Origin of the sequence: Roseateles puraquae, from assembly GCF_002205845.1 — a bacterium.
In the GTDB taxonomy this organism is placed as follows: domain Bacteria; phylum Pseudomonadota; class Gammaproteobacteria; order Burkholderiales; family Burkholderiaceae_C; genus Pelomonas; species Pelomonas puraquae.
The window spans coordinates 292,304-307,445 of the sequence record NZ_NISI01000002.1 but is presented as its reverse complement, the minus strand read 5'-3'; the positions used below and the strand labels follow the sequence as shown (position 1 = coordinate 307,445).

Genomic DNA, 15,142 nt, shown 5'->3' with positions numbered 1-15,142 from the left:
TGCCATGCAAACCCATCTCCCCACCCTGCTGCTGCGCGAATGGATGCAACACAAGCGCGGCTGGTTGATCGCCGCCCTCGCACCGCCGCTGCTCTTCCTGGCCATGCTGCCGATCGGCAGCGTGCAGGGCCTGCCGGACAAGCACCGCGAGCTGGTCGCGCTGATCATCGTGATGATCTCGACGGTGGCCATCTACGGCATCTGCCTGCTGGTGGCGTTGTTCCAGCTGCCGGGGCTGGCGCGGCGTGACACGCAAGATCGCTCCATCGAGTTCTGGCTGTCGCTGCCCGGGCGACCGAGCGAGAGCGTGGCGGCCACGGTGCTGGCCCATGCCTGGCTGGTGCCGCTTGGCGGCGCGGTGATCGGCATGTTGTTCGGGGTGCCGATCGCGATGTCGGTGGTCGCCAAGCAGGATGGCTTCGGCGCCGTCACGGCGGTGGACTGGTCGGAGGTGATGTCGGCCGCGGCGCCACTCCTGGTGCGCGCCTTCGCGGGCACGGTGCCGATGCTGCTGTGGCTGTCGCCGCTGATCTTCGTGCTGATGGCAGCCTCCGCCTGGCTCAAGCGCCTGGGCGTGCCGGTGGTGCTGGTGGGCTCGCTGATCGCGGTGCTGGTGCTGGACAAGATCTACGGCATCAGCTGGCCGGTCGATGCCCTGCAGGCCTGGAACCTGCAGGTCAACACGGCGATGGTGCACAACCCGCCCGGGCTGCAGGAGGCGCTGATGTCGGACGTGAACCTCTGGGCCTGGGTGGCCAAGGACTTCGGGGAGGCGCTGCTGGAACTGGCGTCGCTGCAGTTCCTGGGCTGGGCCGCCCTCGCTGCCGCCGGCTTTGCGCTGGTGGTGATGAAGCGGGCCCGGGGCGGCTGAAGACGGCTGCAGGCCCGCCAAGACAAAGAGGCCCCGCGGGGCCTCTTTTGCATTGCCGGTGCCGCGTGGACTCAGGCCGGCGCCAGGCCGCTGCCGGCCGGCGGCGTGAGGCGCGCGGCCATTTCCTTGCGGAAGCGGTTGAGCTCCTGCACGGTGGCGAAGCTGCGGTCCATCAGCAGGCTCATGTTGTGCAGGATGCGCTCAACGACCTTGTTCTCCCACACCGAGTCGAACTGGATCTGGGTGTCGAGCCAGCGCTCCAGCCACTCGGGGTCAGGCAGGCGGCTCTGGATGGTGTCACGCGGGAAGAGCTTGGCGTTGACGTGCAGGTTGGTGGGGTGCAGAGCCTGGGCGGTGCGGCGGGCCGAGGCCATCAGCACGCCGACCTTGGCGAAGGCGGCGCGGGCCTCGTCGCCGAACTTGGCCATGGCGCGCTTCATGTACCGCAGGTAGGCGCCGCCGTGGCGGGCTTCGTCGCGCGACAGGGTTTCGTAGATGGCCTTGATGACCGGCTCGGTGTGCCACTCGGCCGCGCGGCGGTACCAGTGGTTCAGGCGGATCTCGCCGCAGAAGTGCAGCATCAGCGTCTCAAGCGCCGGGGCGGGGTCGAAGTCGAAGCGCACTTCGTGCAGCTCTTCTTCTGTCGGCACGAGGTCGGGGCGGAAGCGCTTGAGGTATTCCATCAGCACGAGGCTGTGCTTCTGCTCCTCGAAGAACCACACGCTCATGAACGCGGAGAAGTCGCTGTCCTCGCGGTTGTCGCGCAGGAACATCTCGGTCGCCGGCAGCGCCGACCACTCGGTGATGGCGTTCATCTTGATGGTCTGCGCCTGTTCGTCAGACAGCAGACTGGCGTCGAACTTGTCCCAGGGAATGTCGCTGTCCATGTTCCAGCGCACGGCTTCGAGTTGCTTGAACAGTTCGGGGTAAAGCATGGCGGGTCCTCGTTTAGAGGCCGGATTCTAAAAGTTCACGGAGCCGCGTGACTTCGGCGGTGATGTCGCCCAACCCATTCAGGCAACGAACCCCCTCGATCGCGGAGGTCTGGCGCAGCGCACGGCTGGCACCGCCCGCCCAGATCTCGACGGTGGGCGGCAACATGGCGCGCAGGTCCGTCAGCCCGTCATGGACGGCGCGATTGGCCAGCTGGATGCTGAAGCTCAGCGCCACCACATGCGACCGGTGCACCTCCGCCGCCGCCACCAGCTGCCCCAGCGGCGTCTGCGCGCCCAGGGACAGGCAGGCGGCGCCCTCCAGCGTCAGCAGCGCCTCGGCCATCAGCAGGCCGAGCACATGGGTTTCGCCTGGCAGCGTCGTCAGCAGTACGCGGGGGCCGCCGGCGGCCGGGGCGGGCAGCGCCTGGATGGCCTGGCGCAGCACGAGTTGCAGCGACTCGCTGTAGATGTGCTCCTGGAAGACCTGCAGGTCGCCCGCCATCCACAGCTCACCGATGCGGGTGGTCATGGGCGCGAACACCTCGGTCACCGCGCCGGCCAGGCCGCGGCGCAACACCGCCTGCGACATCAGCCGGCGCAGGCCGTCGATGTCGTGCTGCTTGAGGGCGTCGGTGCAGGCCGCGATCTCAGGCGCCTCCGCCGGGGCACCCGGGTTCAGCAAGGGGTTGGGTGCGGGCTGCAGCAGCGTGGCCAGCTCCTCCACCGGCGCGCCCACCACGCGGCCCGGGCGGTGGCCGGCATCCATCAGGCGGCGCACAAGCCGCAGCTTGTGCACCTGCTCCGGCGGGTACAGGCGCTCGCCCGTGGCGTCCCGCCAGGGTGCCGGGAAGCCATAGCGGCGCTCCCACACGCGCAGCGTCTCTTTATTGATGCCGGTCTCGCGCTCGACCGCCGCGATACCGATCGCGCCCGCGGGTGGCGCTGCATCCGTTCCCTCGCTGGGCGCGTAAGTCTCAGGGCCGGTCATGGCTGACGGGCCGCCGGCAGCAGCCGCGGTGCAGTGGAAGGTTTCAAGATTTGTCCTGGACAAAAGTGAGACAAGACGCGCCCACTGACGTAATATAGGCCGGCAAACAAAATTTGCCCAGGACAAATCATCAACAACATCACTCGATTGTCCCCCTGGTACAGGCGCATGGCGCACTGTTTTCAAACCAGTTCCGGAACGTCGAAGACAGCGCAGGACACCCGACCATGACGACAACAATCGTCGCCCGAACTGGGTACAGCGCCCGAGAACTTCATGTTTCGGAGCGACTCTCACGCTACACACCGGGTGGAAACCCGGGGGCGTCGTCGCCCTGCCCTGCCCCGTTCAACGCCGAATTTGGGTCGCGCAACCTCTCTGAATCCAGAGCAGCCAGCCCGGAGCCGTTCTCCTCCTCCTCCCTCCCTCCCTCGTTGGCTCCGAGGCGTTCCGCGGCCCCTTTTACAACCCGGGCCCGTGTCGATGACGCGGGCCCGATCTTCACCGGCGGCCCGGCCGGCGCGCATGCGGCCCCGGTGCTGGACTTTCTGCGCGGGCGCGGCCACCCCCGCGGGCCGGGCAGCCACACCAGCAAGCGCATTGCCGTCATCGGCGGCGGCATTGCCGGCCTGTCGGCCGCCTGGAGCCTGAGCGACCGGGCCCATGTCACGCTCTTCGAGGCCGGCAGCTACGCGGGCGGCCACACCCACACCGTGGACGTGACGCTCGGCGGCATCACGCATGGCGTGGACACGGGCTTCCTGGTGTTCAACGAGCGCACCTACCCGCTGCTGATCCAGCTGTTCGACCAGCTCGGCGTGCGCGCCGCGCGCAGCGACATGAGCTTCTCCGCCCAGGTGCCAGCGGACGACGTGGAATGGAGCGGCAGCAACCTGGCCACCGTCTTCGCGCAAAAGCGCAACCTCGCACGCCCCGCCTTCTGGGCGATGCTGACCGACCTGCTGCGCTTCAACCGCCTGTGCACCGAGCTGGCTGGGCGCGGCGAGGAGGCAGCGCTGGGCGAACCCATCGGCGACTTCCTGGACCGCCACCGCTTCGGCCGGGGCTTTCGGGACTGGTACCTGCTGCCGATGGTGGCCTGCATCTGGTCGTGCCCGACGTCCCAGATGCTGCAGTTCCCCATGCGCACGCTGATCCGGTTCTGCCACAACCACGGGCTGCTGCAGGTCAACGACCGGCCCCAGTGGTGGACGGTGGCCGGCGGCGCGCGCCATTACGTCCATGCCATGCTGCCGGCCCTGCACGAGGTGCGCCTGTCCACCCCCGTGCTGCGCCTGCAGCGCCAGCCCGGCGGCGGCGTGGTGCTCACCTCGGCACGCGGCGAGGAGCGCTTCGACGCGGTCATCTGCGCCAGCCACAGCGACCAGACCCTGGCCCTGCTCACTGATGCAAACCCGCGGGAGCGCGAGCTGCTGGGCGCCGTACGCTACCAACCCAATGTCGCCGTACTGCACACCGATGCCCGCCTGCTGCCGCGCCGCCGCGCGGCCTGGGCGGCATGGAACTACGAGAGTGCGGGCCAGCACGAAGGCCAGGGCGCGTCGGTCTGCCTGCATTACCTGCTCAACCGCCTGCAGCCCCTGCCCTTCGAGCAGCCGGTCGTCGTGTCGCTGAACCCCCTGCGCCAGCCCGAGGCCTCGACCGTCATCGGCCGCTACGACTACGCGCATCCGGTGTTCGACGACGGCGCGGTGCGCGCCCAGGCCCGGCTGCCGGAGATCCAGGGCGCCGGCGGCGTCTGGTATGCCGGCGCCTGGACGCGCTACGGCTTTCATGAAGACGGCCTGCTGTCGGGCCTCACGGCGGCCCAGCAGGTCGCCGAGCGGGTGCTGGCGTGAACATCGCCCAGCTCGGCATGGGCCAGGTGTTCCACCGCCGGCTGCGTCCGCGCGAGCACGCCTTCGCCTACGCCAGCTACTTTTTGTGGCTGCCGATGCGCGCGCTGCGTCGCGAGGCCTGCGCGGCGCTGAACCGCAACGGCCGCGGCTGGCTCAGCTTTCATGATGCCGACCATGGCGAGGGCGGCGGCGATGCGCTGGCCTGGCTTGAAGGCCTGATGGCGGCCGAAGGCGTGGACGACGCCGACGGCGAAGTCTGGCTGCAGACCTATCCGCGTGTGCTCGGCCATGTGTTCAAGCCGGTGAGCTTCTGGTTCTGCGAGCGGGCCGACGGCGGGCTCGCGGCCATCGTCGTCGAAGTGAACAACACCTTCGGCGAGCGTCACTGCTACCTGCTGCGCGGGCCCGACCTGGCCTGGGGCCAGGAGCAGCGGGCTGCCAAGGTCTTCCATGTGTCGCCCTTCTGCCGCGTCGAGGGGCGCTACCGCTTTCGCTTCATGCGCCAGGCAGCCCACGTGGTGAGCTGCGTGGACCACGACGACGACACCGGCCCGCTGCTGCTGACCAGCCTGTCCGGCCAGCTGGCGCCCCTCACCACGACGGCGGCGCGCCGCGCCTTCTTCGCCATGCCGGCGCTGACGATGATGATCGTCGCGCGCATCCATTGGCAGGCCTTGAAGCTGTGGCTCAAGCGCGTGCCCTTCTTCTCCAAACCCCAGCCTCCTGAGCGTTTCGTGACGCGTTGACCGCCATGCCGACCACCACCACGACCTCCCTGCCCGCGCTCGCGGCCGACCTCCCCCGCACTGCGCGCCGCGTGCTCGCCCTGCTGCAACACCTGCGCCACGGCAGCCTGGACCTGCAGACCCCCGAAGGCGACCTGCTGCACTTCGGCAACGAGCAGCAGCCGCGCGCGGCCATCCGCATCAGCGACTGGGCCGTGTGCGATGCCGCGCTGAAGTCTGGCGACGTCGGTTTCGCCGAGAGCTTCATGGCGGGGCACTGGACCAGCCCTGACCTGAGCGCGCTGCTGGAGCTGTTCATCCGCAACCGCACCGCACTGGAGCAGCTCTTCTACGGTGGCTTCTGGGGCGGCCTGCTGTACCGCCTGCGCCATGCGCTGAACCGCAACACCCGCAGCGGCAGCCGCAAGAACATCCAGGCCCACTACGACCTGGGCAACGAGTTCTACCGCCTGTGGCTTGACCCCACGATGAACTACTCCAGCGCCTGGTTCGAGGGCGAGCGCGGTGGCGACCTTGTCGCTGCGCAGCAGGCCAAGATGCGCCGCGCGCTGGCCGAAGCCGAGGTGGCACCGGGCAGCCGGGTGCTGGAGATCGGCTGCGGCTGGGGCGCGGTGGCCGAAGTGGCTGCGCGTGATTTCAACGCGAGCCTCACCGGCGTGACGCTGTCGCACGAGCAGCTGGCCTGGGCCCGCGATCGCCTCACGACCGCGGGCCTGGCCGCCGACCTGCGGCTGCAGGACTACCGCGACATCGCCGACGAGCCTTTCGATGCCGTGGTCTCCATCGAGATGTTCGAGGCCGTGGGCCGCGAGTATTGGGACGGCTACTTCCGCACCGTGCATGACAAGCTCAAGCCGGGCGGCCGCGCCTGCATCCAGAGCATCACCATTCGCGACGACCTGTTCGACCGCTATGTGCGCTCGACCGACTTCATCCAGCAGTACATCTTCCCGGGCGGCCTGCTGCCCAGCCCGAGCCAGTTCCGCCTGCATGCCGAGCGCGCCGGCCTGCGCGTGGTCAACGAGCTGGCCTTCGGTGCGGACTACGCCGAGACCCTGCGCCGCTGGCGCGAGACCTTCCTGCGCCACGACAGCCGCGTGCGCGAACTGGGCTTCGACACGCGCTTCATGCGGCTCTGGGAGTTCTACCTGGCCTACTGCCAGGCGGCGTTTGCGGCCGGCAATACCGACGTCATGCAGTTCACCCTGGTGAGGGACTGATGGACCGCCGCCGCGCTCTGGCTTCGCTCGGCAGCCTGGTCGCCCTGGGCACGGCACTCACGGCGAGCGCCCAGGCGCAGCCAGGTCCTGAGCTGGCTGGGCTGAAGCTGCGCGGCCAGGGGCGCTTCCGCTACTTCGGGCTGTCCATCTACGACGCACGGCTGTGGTCGGCCGAGCCGGTGCAGGCCGCGAGTTGGGCCGAGCAGCCGCTGGCGCTCGAATTGCAGTACGCCCGTTCGCTGGTGGGCCGCGAGATCGCCAAGCGGTCGCTCGCGGAAATGCGCCGCCAGGCCAGCATCAGCGAGGCGCAGGGCCAGGCCTGGCTCAAGGCCATGGAGGCCGCCTTCCCCGACGTGAAAGACGGCGACCGCCTCACCGGCCGCTATGAGCCCGGCAGCGGGGCGCAGTTCTTCTTCAACGGCCAGCCGCGCCAGCGCATCGACGATGCGCAGTTCGCACGGCTGTTCTTCGGCATCTGGCTGAGCCCGCAGACCTCGGAGCCGGCGCTGCGCGAGCAGCTGCTGGGCAGCCGTGACGGACAAGGCTGAACTCCCGCCGCTGGACGGCCTGCGCTACGGTGCACTCGGCCTGGCGCTCGCCTTTGTTGCGCTACCGCTGTATGTGCACCTGCCCCAGCACTACGCCACCCAGTTCGGTGTGCCGCTGGCCAGCCTGGGCGCGCTGCTGCTCGCCGCCCGCGCGCTGGATGCCGTGGCCGACCCCTGGATCGGCCGCCTGAGCGACCGCGCCCTCGGGCGGCGCGGCCTGCTGTGGCAGCTGCCCCTGGCCGGCGTGCTGCTGGCCGCGGGCTTCGCGGGCCTGTTCTTCCCGTTGCCACGCACACCCGGCGCCTTGCTCGCGTGGGCCGGCGTGCTGCTGGTGCTGACCTACCTCGCCTACAGCCTGCTCACCGTGCTGCACCAGGCCTGGGGCGCGCGCCTGGGCGGCGGCGTGGCCCGCCAGACCCGCGTCGTGGCCTGGCGCGAAGGCTTCGCGCTGGTGGGGGTGGTGACGGCCAGCGTGCTGCCGTCGACCCTGGGCCTGGGCGCCACGGCCGTGGCGCTGGCGGTGACCCTGGCCCTGGGCCTGGTGCTGCTGGCGTTTGCGCCGCAGCCCGGCGTGAGCCCGGCCGAGCCGGCGCCGCTGGCCCTCGCGTGGCGGGTGCCCGAGTTCCGCCGGCTGCTGGCGGTGTACCTGCTCAACGGCATCGCAGCGGCCGTGCCGGCCACGCTGCTGCTGTTTTTCATCGACGACCGCCTGCGGCTGCCGCAGGCCCAGGGCCTGTTCCTGGCCAGCTACTTCGCAGCGGCAGTCGTGTCGCTACCGCTGTGGCTGCGCGTCATCGCACGCCTGGGCCAGCCGCGCTCCTGGGGCCTGGGCATGGGGCTGGCCATCGCCACCTTCGCCTGGGCCGCGGTGCTGGGCGAGGGCGACCGGAACGGCTTCCTGGCGGTGTGCATCGCCAGCGGCGCCGCCCTCGGCGCCGACCTGGCCGTGGCCGGCGCGCTGCTGACCGGCGTCATCCAGCGCGCCGGCCACGCGGGCCAAGCCGAAGGCGCCTTCTTCGGCTGGTGGAACGCCGCGACCAAACTCAACCTCGCCCTCGCTGCGGGCCTGGCCCTGCCGCTGCTGCAGCTGCTGGGCTATGCCCCCGGCCAGCGCGATGCGCAGGCCCTGCAAGCCCTGACCCTCGCCTACTGCCTGCTGCCCTGCGCGCTCAAGCTCGCCGCGGCTGCGCTGCTTTACCGCTACTTCATCGCCAAGCCATGAACCGACGCCTGCTGCTCTCCGCCTCCGCCCTGGCCCTGCTCGCCGGCTGCGCCAGCGCCCCCGTGCCCGAGGACTACGCCGCCGAGAAGCCGGCGCTGGATCTCAAGACCTACTTCAACGGCCCACTCACCGCGCACGGTCTCTTCACCGACCGCGCTGGCAAGGTGAAGCGCCGCTTCACGGTCAAGCTGGTGGGCCGCTGGCAGGGCGATGTCGGCACGCTGGAGGAAGACTTCCTCTACAGCGACGGCAAGACCGAACGCCGCGTGTGGACCATCACGGCCCTGGGCAATGGCCGTTACAAGGGCACGGCCGGCGACGTCATCGGCGAGGCAGAGGGCATCGCCCGCGGCAATGCGCTGCGCTGGAGCTATACGCTGCGCCTGCCGGTGGACAACACCACCTACGACGTGCAGTTCGACGACTGGATGTACCTGATGGACGACCGCGTCATGCTCAACAAGGCGCGCATGAGCAAGTTCGGCATCGACCTCGGCGAGGTCACCTTGAGCTTCTACAAACCATGAGCCTGAACCCGCCCCTTCGCGACTGGCAGGGCAAGACCGCCTGGCTGATCGGCGCCTCCACCGGCATCGGCGCAGCCACCGCCAGCGCGCTGCATGCCGCCGGGGCCCGCGTCATCGTCTCGGCCCGCCAGGCCGAGCTGCTCGACAAGTTCGTCGCCGCTCATCCGGGAAGCCGCGCGCTGCCGCTGGACGTGCTGGACCTGCCCGCGCTGCACGCCGCTGCCAGCGAGCTCGGCCCCGTGGACCTGTGCGTCTACTGCGCCGGCTACTACCGCGCCATGGGTGCGGCCAACTTCGACCTCGCCGAGGCGCGCAGGCACCTCGAGATCAACTTCAACGGCGTGCTGCATCTGCTGGACGCCGTGCTGCCCCAGCTGCTCACCGCCGGCACCGGCCACCTGAGCTTCATCTCCAGCGTGGCCGGCTACCGCGGCCTGCCCAAGGCGCTGGCCTACGGGCCAAGCAAGGCGGCGCTCAGCCACCTGGCCGAGGCGCTCTACCTGGACCTGCACCCACGCGGCATCGGCGTATCGGTCATCCACCCGGGCTTCGTGAAGACGCCCATGACGGCACAGAACGACTTCCACATGCCCGCCGAGATCAGCCCCGAGCAGGCGGCCCGCGCCATGCTGGCGGGCTGGGCGGCAGGTGATTTCGAGATCCACTTCCCCAAGCGCTTCACGCGCTTCATGAAGGCGCTGCGCCAATTGCCTTACCGGCTCTACTTCCCGCTCGTCAGCAAGACCAACCGATGACCCACAGCGATCCGCGCGTGGCCACGCTGATCGGCCTGTACGAAGCGCTCGCCCCGGCAACGCTGGACGAGCTGGCTGCCCGCTACGCCCGCACCTGCCGCTTCAAGGACCCGTTCAACGAAGTGGAAGGCCGCGCGGCCGTGCGGCGCATCTTTGCGCACATGTTCGAGACCGTGAAGGCGCCGCGCTTCGTCGTGACCTCGGTCATCGCCGAGGGCGACCAGTGCTTCCTGGGCTGGGATTTCCATGCCGGCGACTTCGTCATCCGCGGCGCGAGCCACCTGCGCTTCGACGACGCCGGCCTCGTGGCCGACCACCGCGACTACTGGGACGCCGCCGAGGAGCTCTACGAAAAGCTCCCCGTCCTCGGCGCCCTCATGAGACTGCTCAAACGCCGCCTGAAGGCGACGTAGTGCACGGCCGACCCTTGTTGAGGGGGGGCTATTTCAACCAACCCTTGCGGCGGAAGTAGATGAAGGGGGCGGCCACCGACACGAGCATCAGGCCGAGTGCGAACGGATAGCCCCAGGCCTGCTCCAGCTCGGGCATGTTCTTGAAGTTCATGCCGTAGATCGACGCGATCAGCGTCGGCGGCAGCAGCGCCACGCTGGCCACCGAGAAGATCTTGATGATCTTGTTCTGGTTGATGTTGATGAAGCCGACCGTGGCGTCCATCAGGAAGTTGATCTTGTCGAACAGGAACGCCGTGTGCGAGTCCAGCGAGTCGATGTCGCGCAGGATCTGGCGCGACTCCTCGAACTGCTCGGCATTCAGCATGCGGCTGCGCATCATGAAACTCACCGCCCGGCGTGTGTCCATCACGTTGCGGCGAATACGGCCGTTCAAGTCTTCCTCGCGGGCGATGGCAGCCAGCACCTCGCCGGCTTCGGCGTCGGTCACGTCGCTCTTCAGCACGCGGGCGCTCACGGCCTCCAGCTTGTCGTAGATGCCTTCGAGCACGTCGGCGGAGTACTCCGCGTCGGCGTCGTAGAGCTTGAGCAGCACGTCCTTGGCGTCTTCGATCAGCGCCGGGATGCGGCGGGCCCGCAGGCGCAGCAGGCGGAACACCGGCAGGTCCTCGTTGTGGATCGAGAACAGCACGTTGTTGTAGAGGATGAAGGCCACGCGCACGTTGCGGGCCGGCTTGCCGTCGGGCTGCTCGTCGCCCTCGATCAGGAAGTCGGAGCGGATGTGCAGCTCACCGTTGTCTTCCTCGTAGAAGCGGGCCGACTCTTCCAGGTCTTCGTCGACGATGTCTTCCGGGATGGTCAGCCCGAAGCGGTCGCGAATCCAGCCCTTTTCTTCCTGGCTGGGGCTTTCGAGGTCGACCCAGATGGGTCGCGACAGGGCCAGGTCCTCGGCGGTTTCGATTTCTTCCTGGAACAGACCGCCCTTCAGGCGTCCGTTGTCCAGCGTGAACACATTCAGCATGCCTCGTCTCCGGCAGCGACAAGCGGGGAGGACGACGGTGCGCCGTCCGGTGTGGTGGGGTTCAGGTCAACCGTCTCACTCCGGGCGGCGGGCCTCATGCAATGTGCAGGCCCGAGCGGCAGGAGCGGACGGTCACCGAGGGTGATCGCTGTCCAAGTGGCTCTCCGAGGGGGGAATAGCCGCGGATTATTGCACCGTGATGCACGTGAAAGAAGGCACAAAAACTTGAACCAGACCGGCACAAAGGTTCACCGTCATCCCCTTGTCATGCGCCCGCTTCGCGCGCAAACTGGGCTCGTCAATTTCCCCACTCCCCCTCCACTCCGCTACCCGAAAAGACCCCTCCCTCCTCCTCCCCCTTCGTTTGGTTTTCTCTGTTTTCCCGGTCTGTTTTCTGGACCCAACCCTCTGAAAGGAGGCTTTATGAATCTGACGATCAGTGGCCATCATCTCGAAGTCACGCCAGCGCTGCGCGAGTACGTACTCACGAAGCTGGACCGTGTGACCCGCCACTTCGACCAGGTCGTTGACATCAACGTCCTGCTGACCGTTGAGAAGCAAAAGGAGAAGGACCGCCGCCAGCGCGCTGAAGTGACGCTACACGTCAAGGGCCGCGACATCTTCGTCGAGCAGTCGCACGAAGACCTGTACGCCGCCATCGACCAGCTGATGGACAAGCTCGACCGCCAGGTCTGCCGTCACAAGGACAAGGTGCAGGATCACCACCACGCCTCGGCCAAGCGCCTTGAGGTGCCAGCGCCCTGAGGCTGAGTGCCTCATCTCACGGCGGCCTGCGGGCCGCTTTTGTTTTTGCGATGTGCAATCGCTTGTTGCTGCGGTGCCGCAAAAACACGCATTCGGGGGTGGGCGGACAGGTTTTGCACGGGTCTAGGGTCTCTCGCCCACCCCAAAACGGTCCACGGTTCCATAATCTGCGACTCTGAATGACCCACCTGCCCAGCCACGGCCGCGCCCCCAGGCGCCCCCGAAGCCAGGCCTCCGCCCATGAACCGTCTCGCCGCCATCCTGCCCGCCGACAACGTGCTGGTGAATGTGGATGCGTCCAGCAAGAAGCGCGCCTTCGAACACGCAGGTCTGCTGTTCGAGAACCACCACCAGATGGCCCGGGCGCTGGTCACCGACAACCTGTTCGCCCGCGAACGGCTGGGTTCGACCGGTCTGGGCCACGGCGTCGCCATCCCGCATGGCCGGGTCAAGGGCCTGAAGAACCCGCTGGCCGCCGTGTTGCGACTGGCCCAGCCCATCGGTTTCGATGCGCCGGACGACGAGCCGGTCAGCCTGCTGATCTTCCTGCTCGTGCCCGAGGCCGCCACCCAGCGCCACCTGGAAATCCTGTCCGAGATCGCCGAGATGCTGTCTGACCGCGAACTGCGCGAGCAGCTCAAGGCCGAGCCGGACGCCGCCACCCTGTTCAAGCTGATCGCGGCCTGGGAGCCGCTGAAGTCGGTCGCTTGATGCGGGTCGCGTTGGGCCGAGCGCCGGGCCGCTCCCAAGCCGGCCCGTCAGGCGATGTGCTCGCAGCTCGATGCTGCGGGCATCGCCGTCCCCGCGGGGGACCGACCGGCGTACCCGCCGGGCGAGGGGCACCATGAAACCGACGTCCATCAGCGCCGAGCGGCTGTTTGAGGAACACCGCGAGGCCCTTCGCTGGGAGTGGATCGCCGGCCACGCCCACCCGGAGCGCCGCTTCGACGAAGCCGCCGTGCGCGATGCGCAGAGCGCCGCTGACCTGGTCGGCTACCTGAACTACATCCACCCCTACCGCGTCCAGATCGTGGGCCGGCGCGAGGTGGCCTACCTCAGCCAGGAAAGCACCGACATCCAGGACCGGCGCATCTCGCGGATCGTCACGCTGGAGCCGCCCGTCCTCATCGTGGCCGATGACAGCGTGCCACCACCCCGCCTGGTGGCCATGTGCGACCGCGCCGAGATCCCGCTGTTCCGCACCGCCGAGTCCGCGGGTCACGTCATCGACCTGGTGCGCGGCTACCTGTCCCAGCTCTTCGCCAATCGCACGACGCGCCACGGCGTGTTCATGGACATCCTGGGCCTCGGTGTACTGCTGACGGGTGAATCGGGCCTGGGCAAGAGCGAACTCGGCCTGGAACTCATCTCACGCGGCCACGGGCTGGTGGCGGACGACGCGGTCGACTTCTTCCGCATCGCCCAGACCGCCATCGAAGGCCGCTGCCCCGAGCTGCTGCTGAACCTGCTGGAGGTGCGCGGCATCGGCCTGCTGGACATCAAGGCCATCTTTGGCGAGACCGCCGTGCGCCGCAAGATGCGCCTGAAGCTCATCGTGCATCTGGTGCGCAAGGAGACGATGGAGCGCGACTTCGAACGCCTGCCCTACGAGCCGCTCTATGAAGACGTGCTCGGCATGCCGGTGCGCAAGGTCGTCATCGCGGTGGACGCCGGCCGCAACCTCGCGGTGCTGGTGGAGGCGGCCGTGCGCAACACCATCCTGCAGCTGCGCGGCATCGACACCTACAAGGAGTTCGTCGAGCGCCACCAGCGCGCCATCGACAACGGCTCGTTGGATTGAAGCTGCGGTGCGGCACGGCCCGCACATCCGCACTGCGTAAAACGGAACCCCCATGGCCTTGACTGGCTTCAGCGACATCGCCCGGCTGCTCGTGCTGAACACGGACAGCTACAAGACCAGCCACTGGCTGCAATACCCGCCTGGCACCCAGACCGTCTTCAGCTACATCGAGGCGCGCGGCGGCAGCCTGCCCTACACGGTGTTCTTCGGCCTTCAGGCGCTGCTGAAGGAGTACTTCTGCAAGCCCGTGACCGCTGACGACGTCGCGCTCGCTGCCGACGTGTGCGCAGCCCACGGGGTGCCCTTTCATCGCGAAGGCTGGCTGCACATCGTGAACGCCCACGGCGGCCGCCTGCCGCTGCGCATCCGCGCGGTGCCCGAAGGCACGGTCGTGCCCGTCCACCATGCCCTGGTGACCGTGGAGAACACGGATCCGGACTGCGGCTGGCTCACCAGCTATGTCGAGACCGCCCTGCTGCGCGTCTGGTACCCGACCACGGTGGCCACGCACAGCCACGCCACGCGCCGGCTGATTGGTGAGGCGCTCGCGCGCACGGGTGATGCCGCCGGCCTGCCCTTCAAGCTGCACGACTTTGGCGCCCGCGGCGTGTCGTCGCTGGAGTCGGCCCTGCTCGGCGGCATGGCGCATCTGGTGAACTTCCAGGGCACCGACACCCTGACGGCCCTGCTGGGTGCCCGCACCTATTACGGCGAGCCGATGGCCGGCTTCTCCATCCCGGCGGCCGAGCACAGCACCATCACCGCCTGGGGCCGCGAGGGTGAGGCCGAGGCCTACCGCAACATGCTGCGGCAGTTCGGCAAGCCCGGCGCCATCCTGGCGGTGGTGTCCGATTCCTACGACCTCGATGCCGCCGTCACGCGGCTCTGGGGCGGCGAGCTGCGCGAAGCGGTCATCGCCAGCGGGGCCACGGTCGTCATCCGCCCCGACAGTGGCGACCCGACCACCGTCGTGCTGCGCACCGTGCAGTCACTGGACGCGGCGTTCGGCAGCGACACCAATGCCAAGGGCTTCAAGGTGCTGCGCCAAGTGCGCGTCATCCAGGGCGACGGCATCACGCGCGCGTCCATCGCCAGCATCCTGGCGGCGCTCGAAGGCGCGGGCTACTCGGCCGACAACATCGCGTTCGGTCAGGGCGGCGCACTGCTGCAGCAGGTCAGCCGCGACACGCTGGGCTTCGCGATGAAGGCCTCGGCCGTGCAGATCGACGGCCAGTGGCGGGATGTCTTCAAGGCGCCGGTCACCGACCCGGCCAAGCGCAGCAAGGCCGGCCGCCTGACGCTGCTGCAACAGGACGGCGCCTATGCCACGGTGCGGCTGGATTCGCCCGGCTGCCAGGAGGCGCTCGCCGCTGGCGCCACAGAGGCCCTGCGCACCGTGTACGAGGACGGCCGGCTGCTGGTGGACGACAGCTTCGCCGCCATCCGCGCCCGCGCAGCACGCGACTGAGCGCCG

At 68.7% G+C, this 15,142-nt stretch carries 16 protein-coding genes; 13 read left to right on the top strand and 3 right to left on the bottom strand.

Going from position 1 to position 15,142, the window contains the following annotated elements; all coding sequences use genetic code 11:
* The first annotated feature begins 4 nt into the window (after positions 1-4).
* On the top strand, positions 5-871 hold the full coding sequence (locus CDO81_RS08465) for a hypothetical protein (RefSeq protein ID WP_088482740.1): 867 nt from the start codon (positions 5-7) through the stop codon (positions 869-871).
* A 71-nt stretch (positions 872-942) separates the two neighbouring features.
* Here CDO81_RS08465 and CDO81_RS08460 read toward each other — a convergent pair whose 3' ends face one another.
* On the bottom strand, positions 943-1,806 hold the full coding sequence (locus CDO81_RS08460) for a ferritin family protein (protein ID WP_088482739.1): 864 nt from the start codon (positions 1,804-1,806) through the stop codon (positions 943-945).
* A gap of 13 nt (positions 1,807-1,819) precedes the next feature.
* Entirely contained in the window at positions 1,820-2,794 is a 975-nt protein-coding gene (locus CDO81_RS08455) for a MerR family transcriptional regulator (protein ID WP_088482738.1), read from the bottom strand.
* Between the two features lie 536 nt (positions 2,795-3,330).
* Here CDO81_RS08455 and CDO81_RS08450 point away from each other — a divergent pair.
* Genes CDO81_RS08450 through CDO81_RS08415 form a run of 8 tightly spaced genes read left to right on the top strand, consistent with a single transcriptional unit; the run spans position 3,331 to position 10,084 of the window.
* Entirely contained in the window at positions 3,331-4,653 is a 1,323-nt protein-coding gene (locus CDO81_RS08450) for an NAD(P)/FAD-dependent oxidoreductase (protein ID WP_241516922.1), read from the top strand.
* Between the two features lie 17 nt (positions 4,654-4,670).
* On the top strand, positions 4,671-5,399 hold the full coding sequence (locus CDO81_RS08445) for a DUF1365 domain-containing protein (RefSeq protein WP_088483036.1): 729 nt from the start codon (positions 4,671-4,673) through the stop codon (positions 5,397-5,399).
* Positions 5,400-5,404: 5 nt separating this feature from the next.
* A complete protein-coding gene (locus tag CDO81_RS08440) occupies positions 5,405-6,619 on the top strand; it encodes an SAM-dependent methyltransferase (protein WP_088482736.1) in 1,215 nt (404 codons plus the stop codon).
* Positions 6,619-7,167, top strand: a complete 549-nt coding sequence (locus CDO81_RS08435; RefSeq protein ID WP_088482735.1) for a chalcone isomerase family protein — start codon at positions 6,619-6,621, stop codon at positions 7,165-7,167. Before CDO81_RS08440 ends, CDO81_RS08435 begins: the two co-directional genes overlap by 1 nt.
* Complete coding sequence (locus CDO81_RS08430; RefSeq protein ID WP_088482734.1) at positions 7,151-8,389, top strand: MFS transporter; 1,239 nt, start codon at positions 7,151-7,153, stop codon at positions 8,387-8,389. The genes CDO81_RS08435 and CDO81_RS08430 overlap by 17 nt, the downstream gene beginning before the upstream one ends.
* Entirely contained in the window at positions 8,386-8,916 is a 531-nt protein-coding gene (locus CDO81_RS08425; RefSeq protein WP_088482733.1) for a DUF3833 domain-containing protein, read from the top strand. Before CDO81_RS08430 ends, CDO81_RS08425 begins: the two co-directional genes overlap by 4 nt.
* Complete coding sequence (locus CDO81_RS08420) at positions 8,913-9,671, top strand: SDR family NAD(P)-dependent oxidoreductase (RefSeq protein ID WP_088482732.1); 759 nt, start codon at positions 8,913-8,915, stop codon at positions 9,669-9,671. Before CDO81_RS08425 ends, CDO81_RS08420 begins: the two co-directional genes overlap by 4 nt.
* Entirely contained in the window at positions 9,668-10,084 is a 417-nt protein-coding gene (locus tag CDO81_RS08415; RefSeq protein WP_088482731.1) for a nuclear transport factor 2 family protein, read from the top strand. The genes CDO81_RS08420 and CDO81_RS08415 overlap by 4 nt, the downstream gene beginning before the upstream one ends.
* A gap of 28 nt (positions 10,085-10,112) precedes the next feature.
* Here CDO81_RS08415 and corA read toward each other — a convergent pair whose 3' ends face one another.
* Complete coding sequence (gene corA / locus CDO81_RS08410; protein ID WP_088482730.1) at positions 10,113-11,102, bottom strand: magnesium/cobalt transporter CorA; 990 nt, start codon at positions 11,100-11,102, stop codon at positions 10,113-10,115.
* A 423-nt stretch (positions 11,103-11,525) separates the two neighbouring features.
* On the opposite strand from corA, the gene hpf reads away from it, so the two are divergent.
* From hpf to CDO81_RS08390, 4 genes are all read left to right on the top strand, one after another.
* Positions 11,526-11,867 (top strand): ribosome hibernation-promoting factor, HPF/YfiA family, encoded by a 342-nt coding sequence (gene hpf, locus CDO81_RS08405; RefSeq protein ID WP_088482729.1) that lies wholly within the window; start codon positions 11,526-11,528, stop codon positions 11,865-11,867.
* A gap of 240 nt (positions 11,868-12,107) precedes the next feature.
* Positions 12,108-12,578, top strand: a complete 471-nt coding sequence (locus tag CDO81_RS08400; RefSeq protein ID WP_088482728.1) for a PTS sugar transporter subunit IIA — start codon at positions 12,108-12,110, stop codon at positions 12,576-12,578.
* Between the two features lie 133 nt (positions 12,579-12,711).
* Positions 12,712-13,668: an HPr(Ser) kinase/phosphatase gene (hprK, locus tag CDO81_RS08395; RefSeq protein WP_088482727.1), complete on the top strand. Its 957-nt coding sequence runs from the start codon at positions 12,712-12,714 to the stop codon at positions 13,666-13,668.
* 52 nt (positions 13,669-13,720) lie between these two features.
* Positions 13,721-15,136 (top strand): nicotinate phosphoribosyltransferase, encoded by a 1,416-nt coding sequence (locus CDO81_RS08390; protein ID WP_088482726.1) that lies wholly within the window; start codon positions 13,721-13,723, stop codon positions 15,134-15,136.
* Positions 15,137-15,142: the final 6 nt, after the last annotated feature.

What these genes read in the sequence shown, in the direction of transcription:
- CDO81_RS08415 (WP_088482731.1), top strand. Translation starts at nt 9,668, where the DNA reads ATGACCCACAGCGATCCGCGCGTGGCCACGCTGATCGGCCTGTACGAA.
- CDO81_RS08460 (WP_088482739.1), bottom strand. Translation starts at nt 1,806, where the DNA reads ATGCTTTACCCCGAACTGTTCAAGCAACTCGAAGCCGTGCGCTGGAAC.
- CDO81_RS08435 (WP_088482735.1), top strand. Translation starts at nt 6,619, where the DNA reads ATGGACCGCCGCCGCGCTCTGGCTTCGCTCGGCAGCCTGGTCGCCCTG.
- CDO81_RS08455 (WP_088482738.1), bottom strand. Translation starts at nt 2,794, where the DNA reads ATGACCGGCCCTGAGACTTACGCGCCCAGCGAGGGAACGGATGCAGCG.
- corA (WP_088482730.1), bottom strand. Translation starts at nt 11,102, where the DNA reads ATGCTGAATGTGTTCACGCTGGACAACGGACGCCTGAAGGGCGGTCTG.
- CDO81_RS08465 (WP_088482740.1), top strand. Translation starts at nt 5, where the DNA reads ATGCAAACCCATCTCCCCACCCTGCTGCTGCGCGAATGGATGCAACAC.
- CDO81_RS08400 (WP_088482728.1), top strand. Translation starts at nt 12,108, where the DNA reads ATGAACCGTCTCGCCGCCATCCTGCCCGCCGACAACGTGCTGGTGAAT.
- CDO81_RS08440 (WP_088482736.1), top strand. Translation starts at nt 5,405, where the DNA reads ATGCCGACCACCACCACGACCTCCCTGCCCGCGCTCGCGGCCGACCTC.
- CDO81_RS08425 (WP_088482733.1), top strand. Translation starts at nt 8,386, where the DNA reads ATGAACCGACGCCTGCTGCTCTCCGCCTCCGCCCTGGCCCTGCTCGCC.
- CDO81_RS08390 (WP_088482726.1), top strand. Translation starts at nt 13,721, where the DNA reads ATGGCCTTGACTGGCTTCAGCGACATCGCCCGGCTGCTCGTGCTGAAC.
- CDO81_RS08420 (WP_088482732.1), top strand. Translation starts at nt 8,913, where the DNA reads ATGAGCCTGAACCCGCCCCTTCGCGACTGGCAGGGCAAGACCGCCTGG.
- hpf (WP_088482729.1), top strand. Translation starts at nt 11,526, where the DNA reads ATGAATCTGACGATCAGTGGCCATCATCTCGAAGTCACGCCAGCGCTG.
- hprK (WP_088482727.1), top strand. Translation starts at nt 12,712, where the DNA reads ATGAAACCGACGTCCATCAGCGCCGAGCGGCTGTTTGAGGAACACCGC.
- CDO81_RS08445 (WP_088483036.1), top strand. Translation starts at nt 4,671, where the DNA reads ATGGGCCAGGTGTTCCACCGCCGGCTGCGTCCGCGCGAGCACGCCTTC.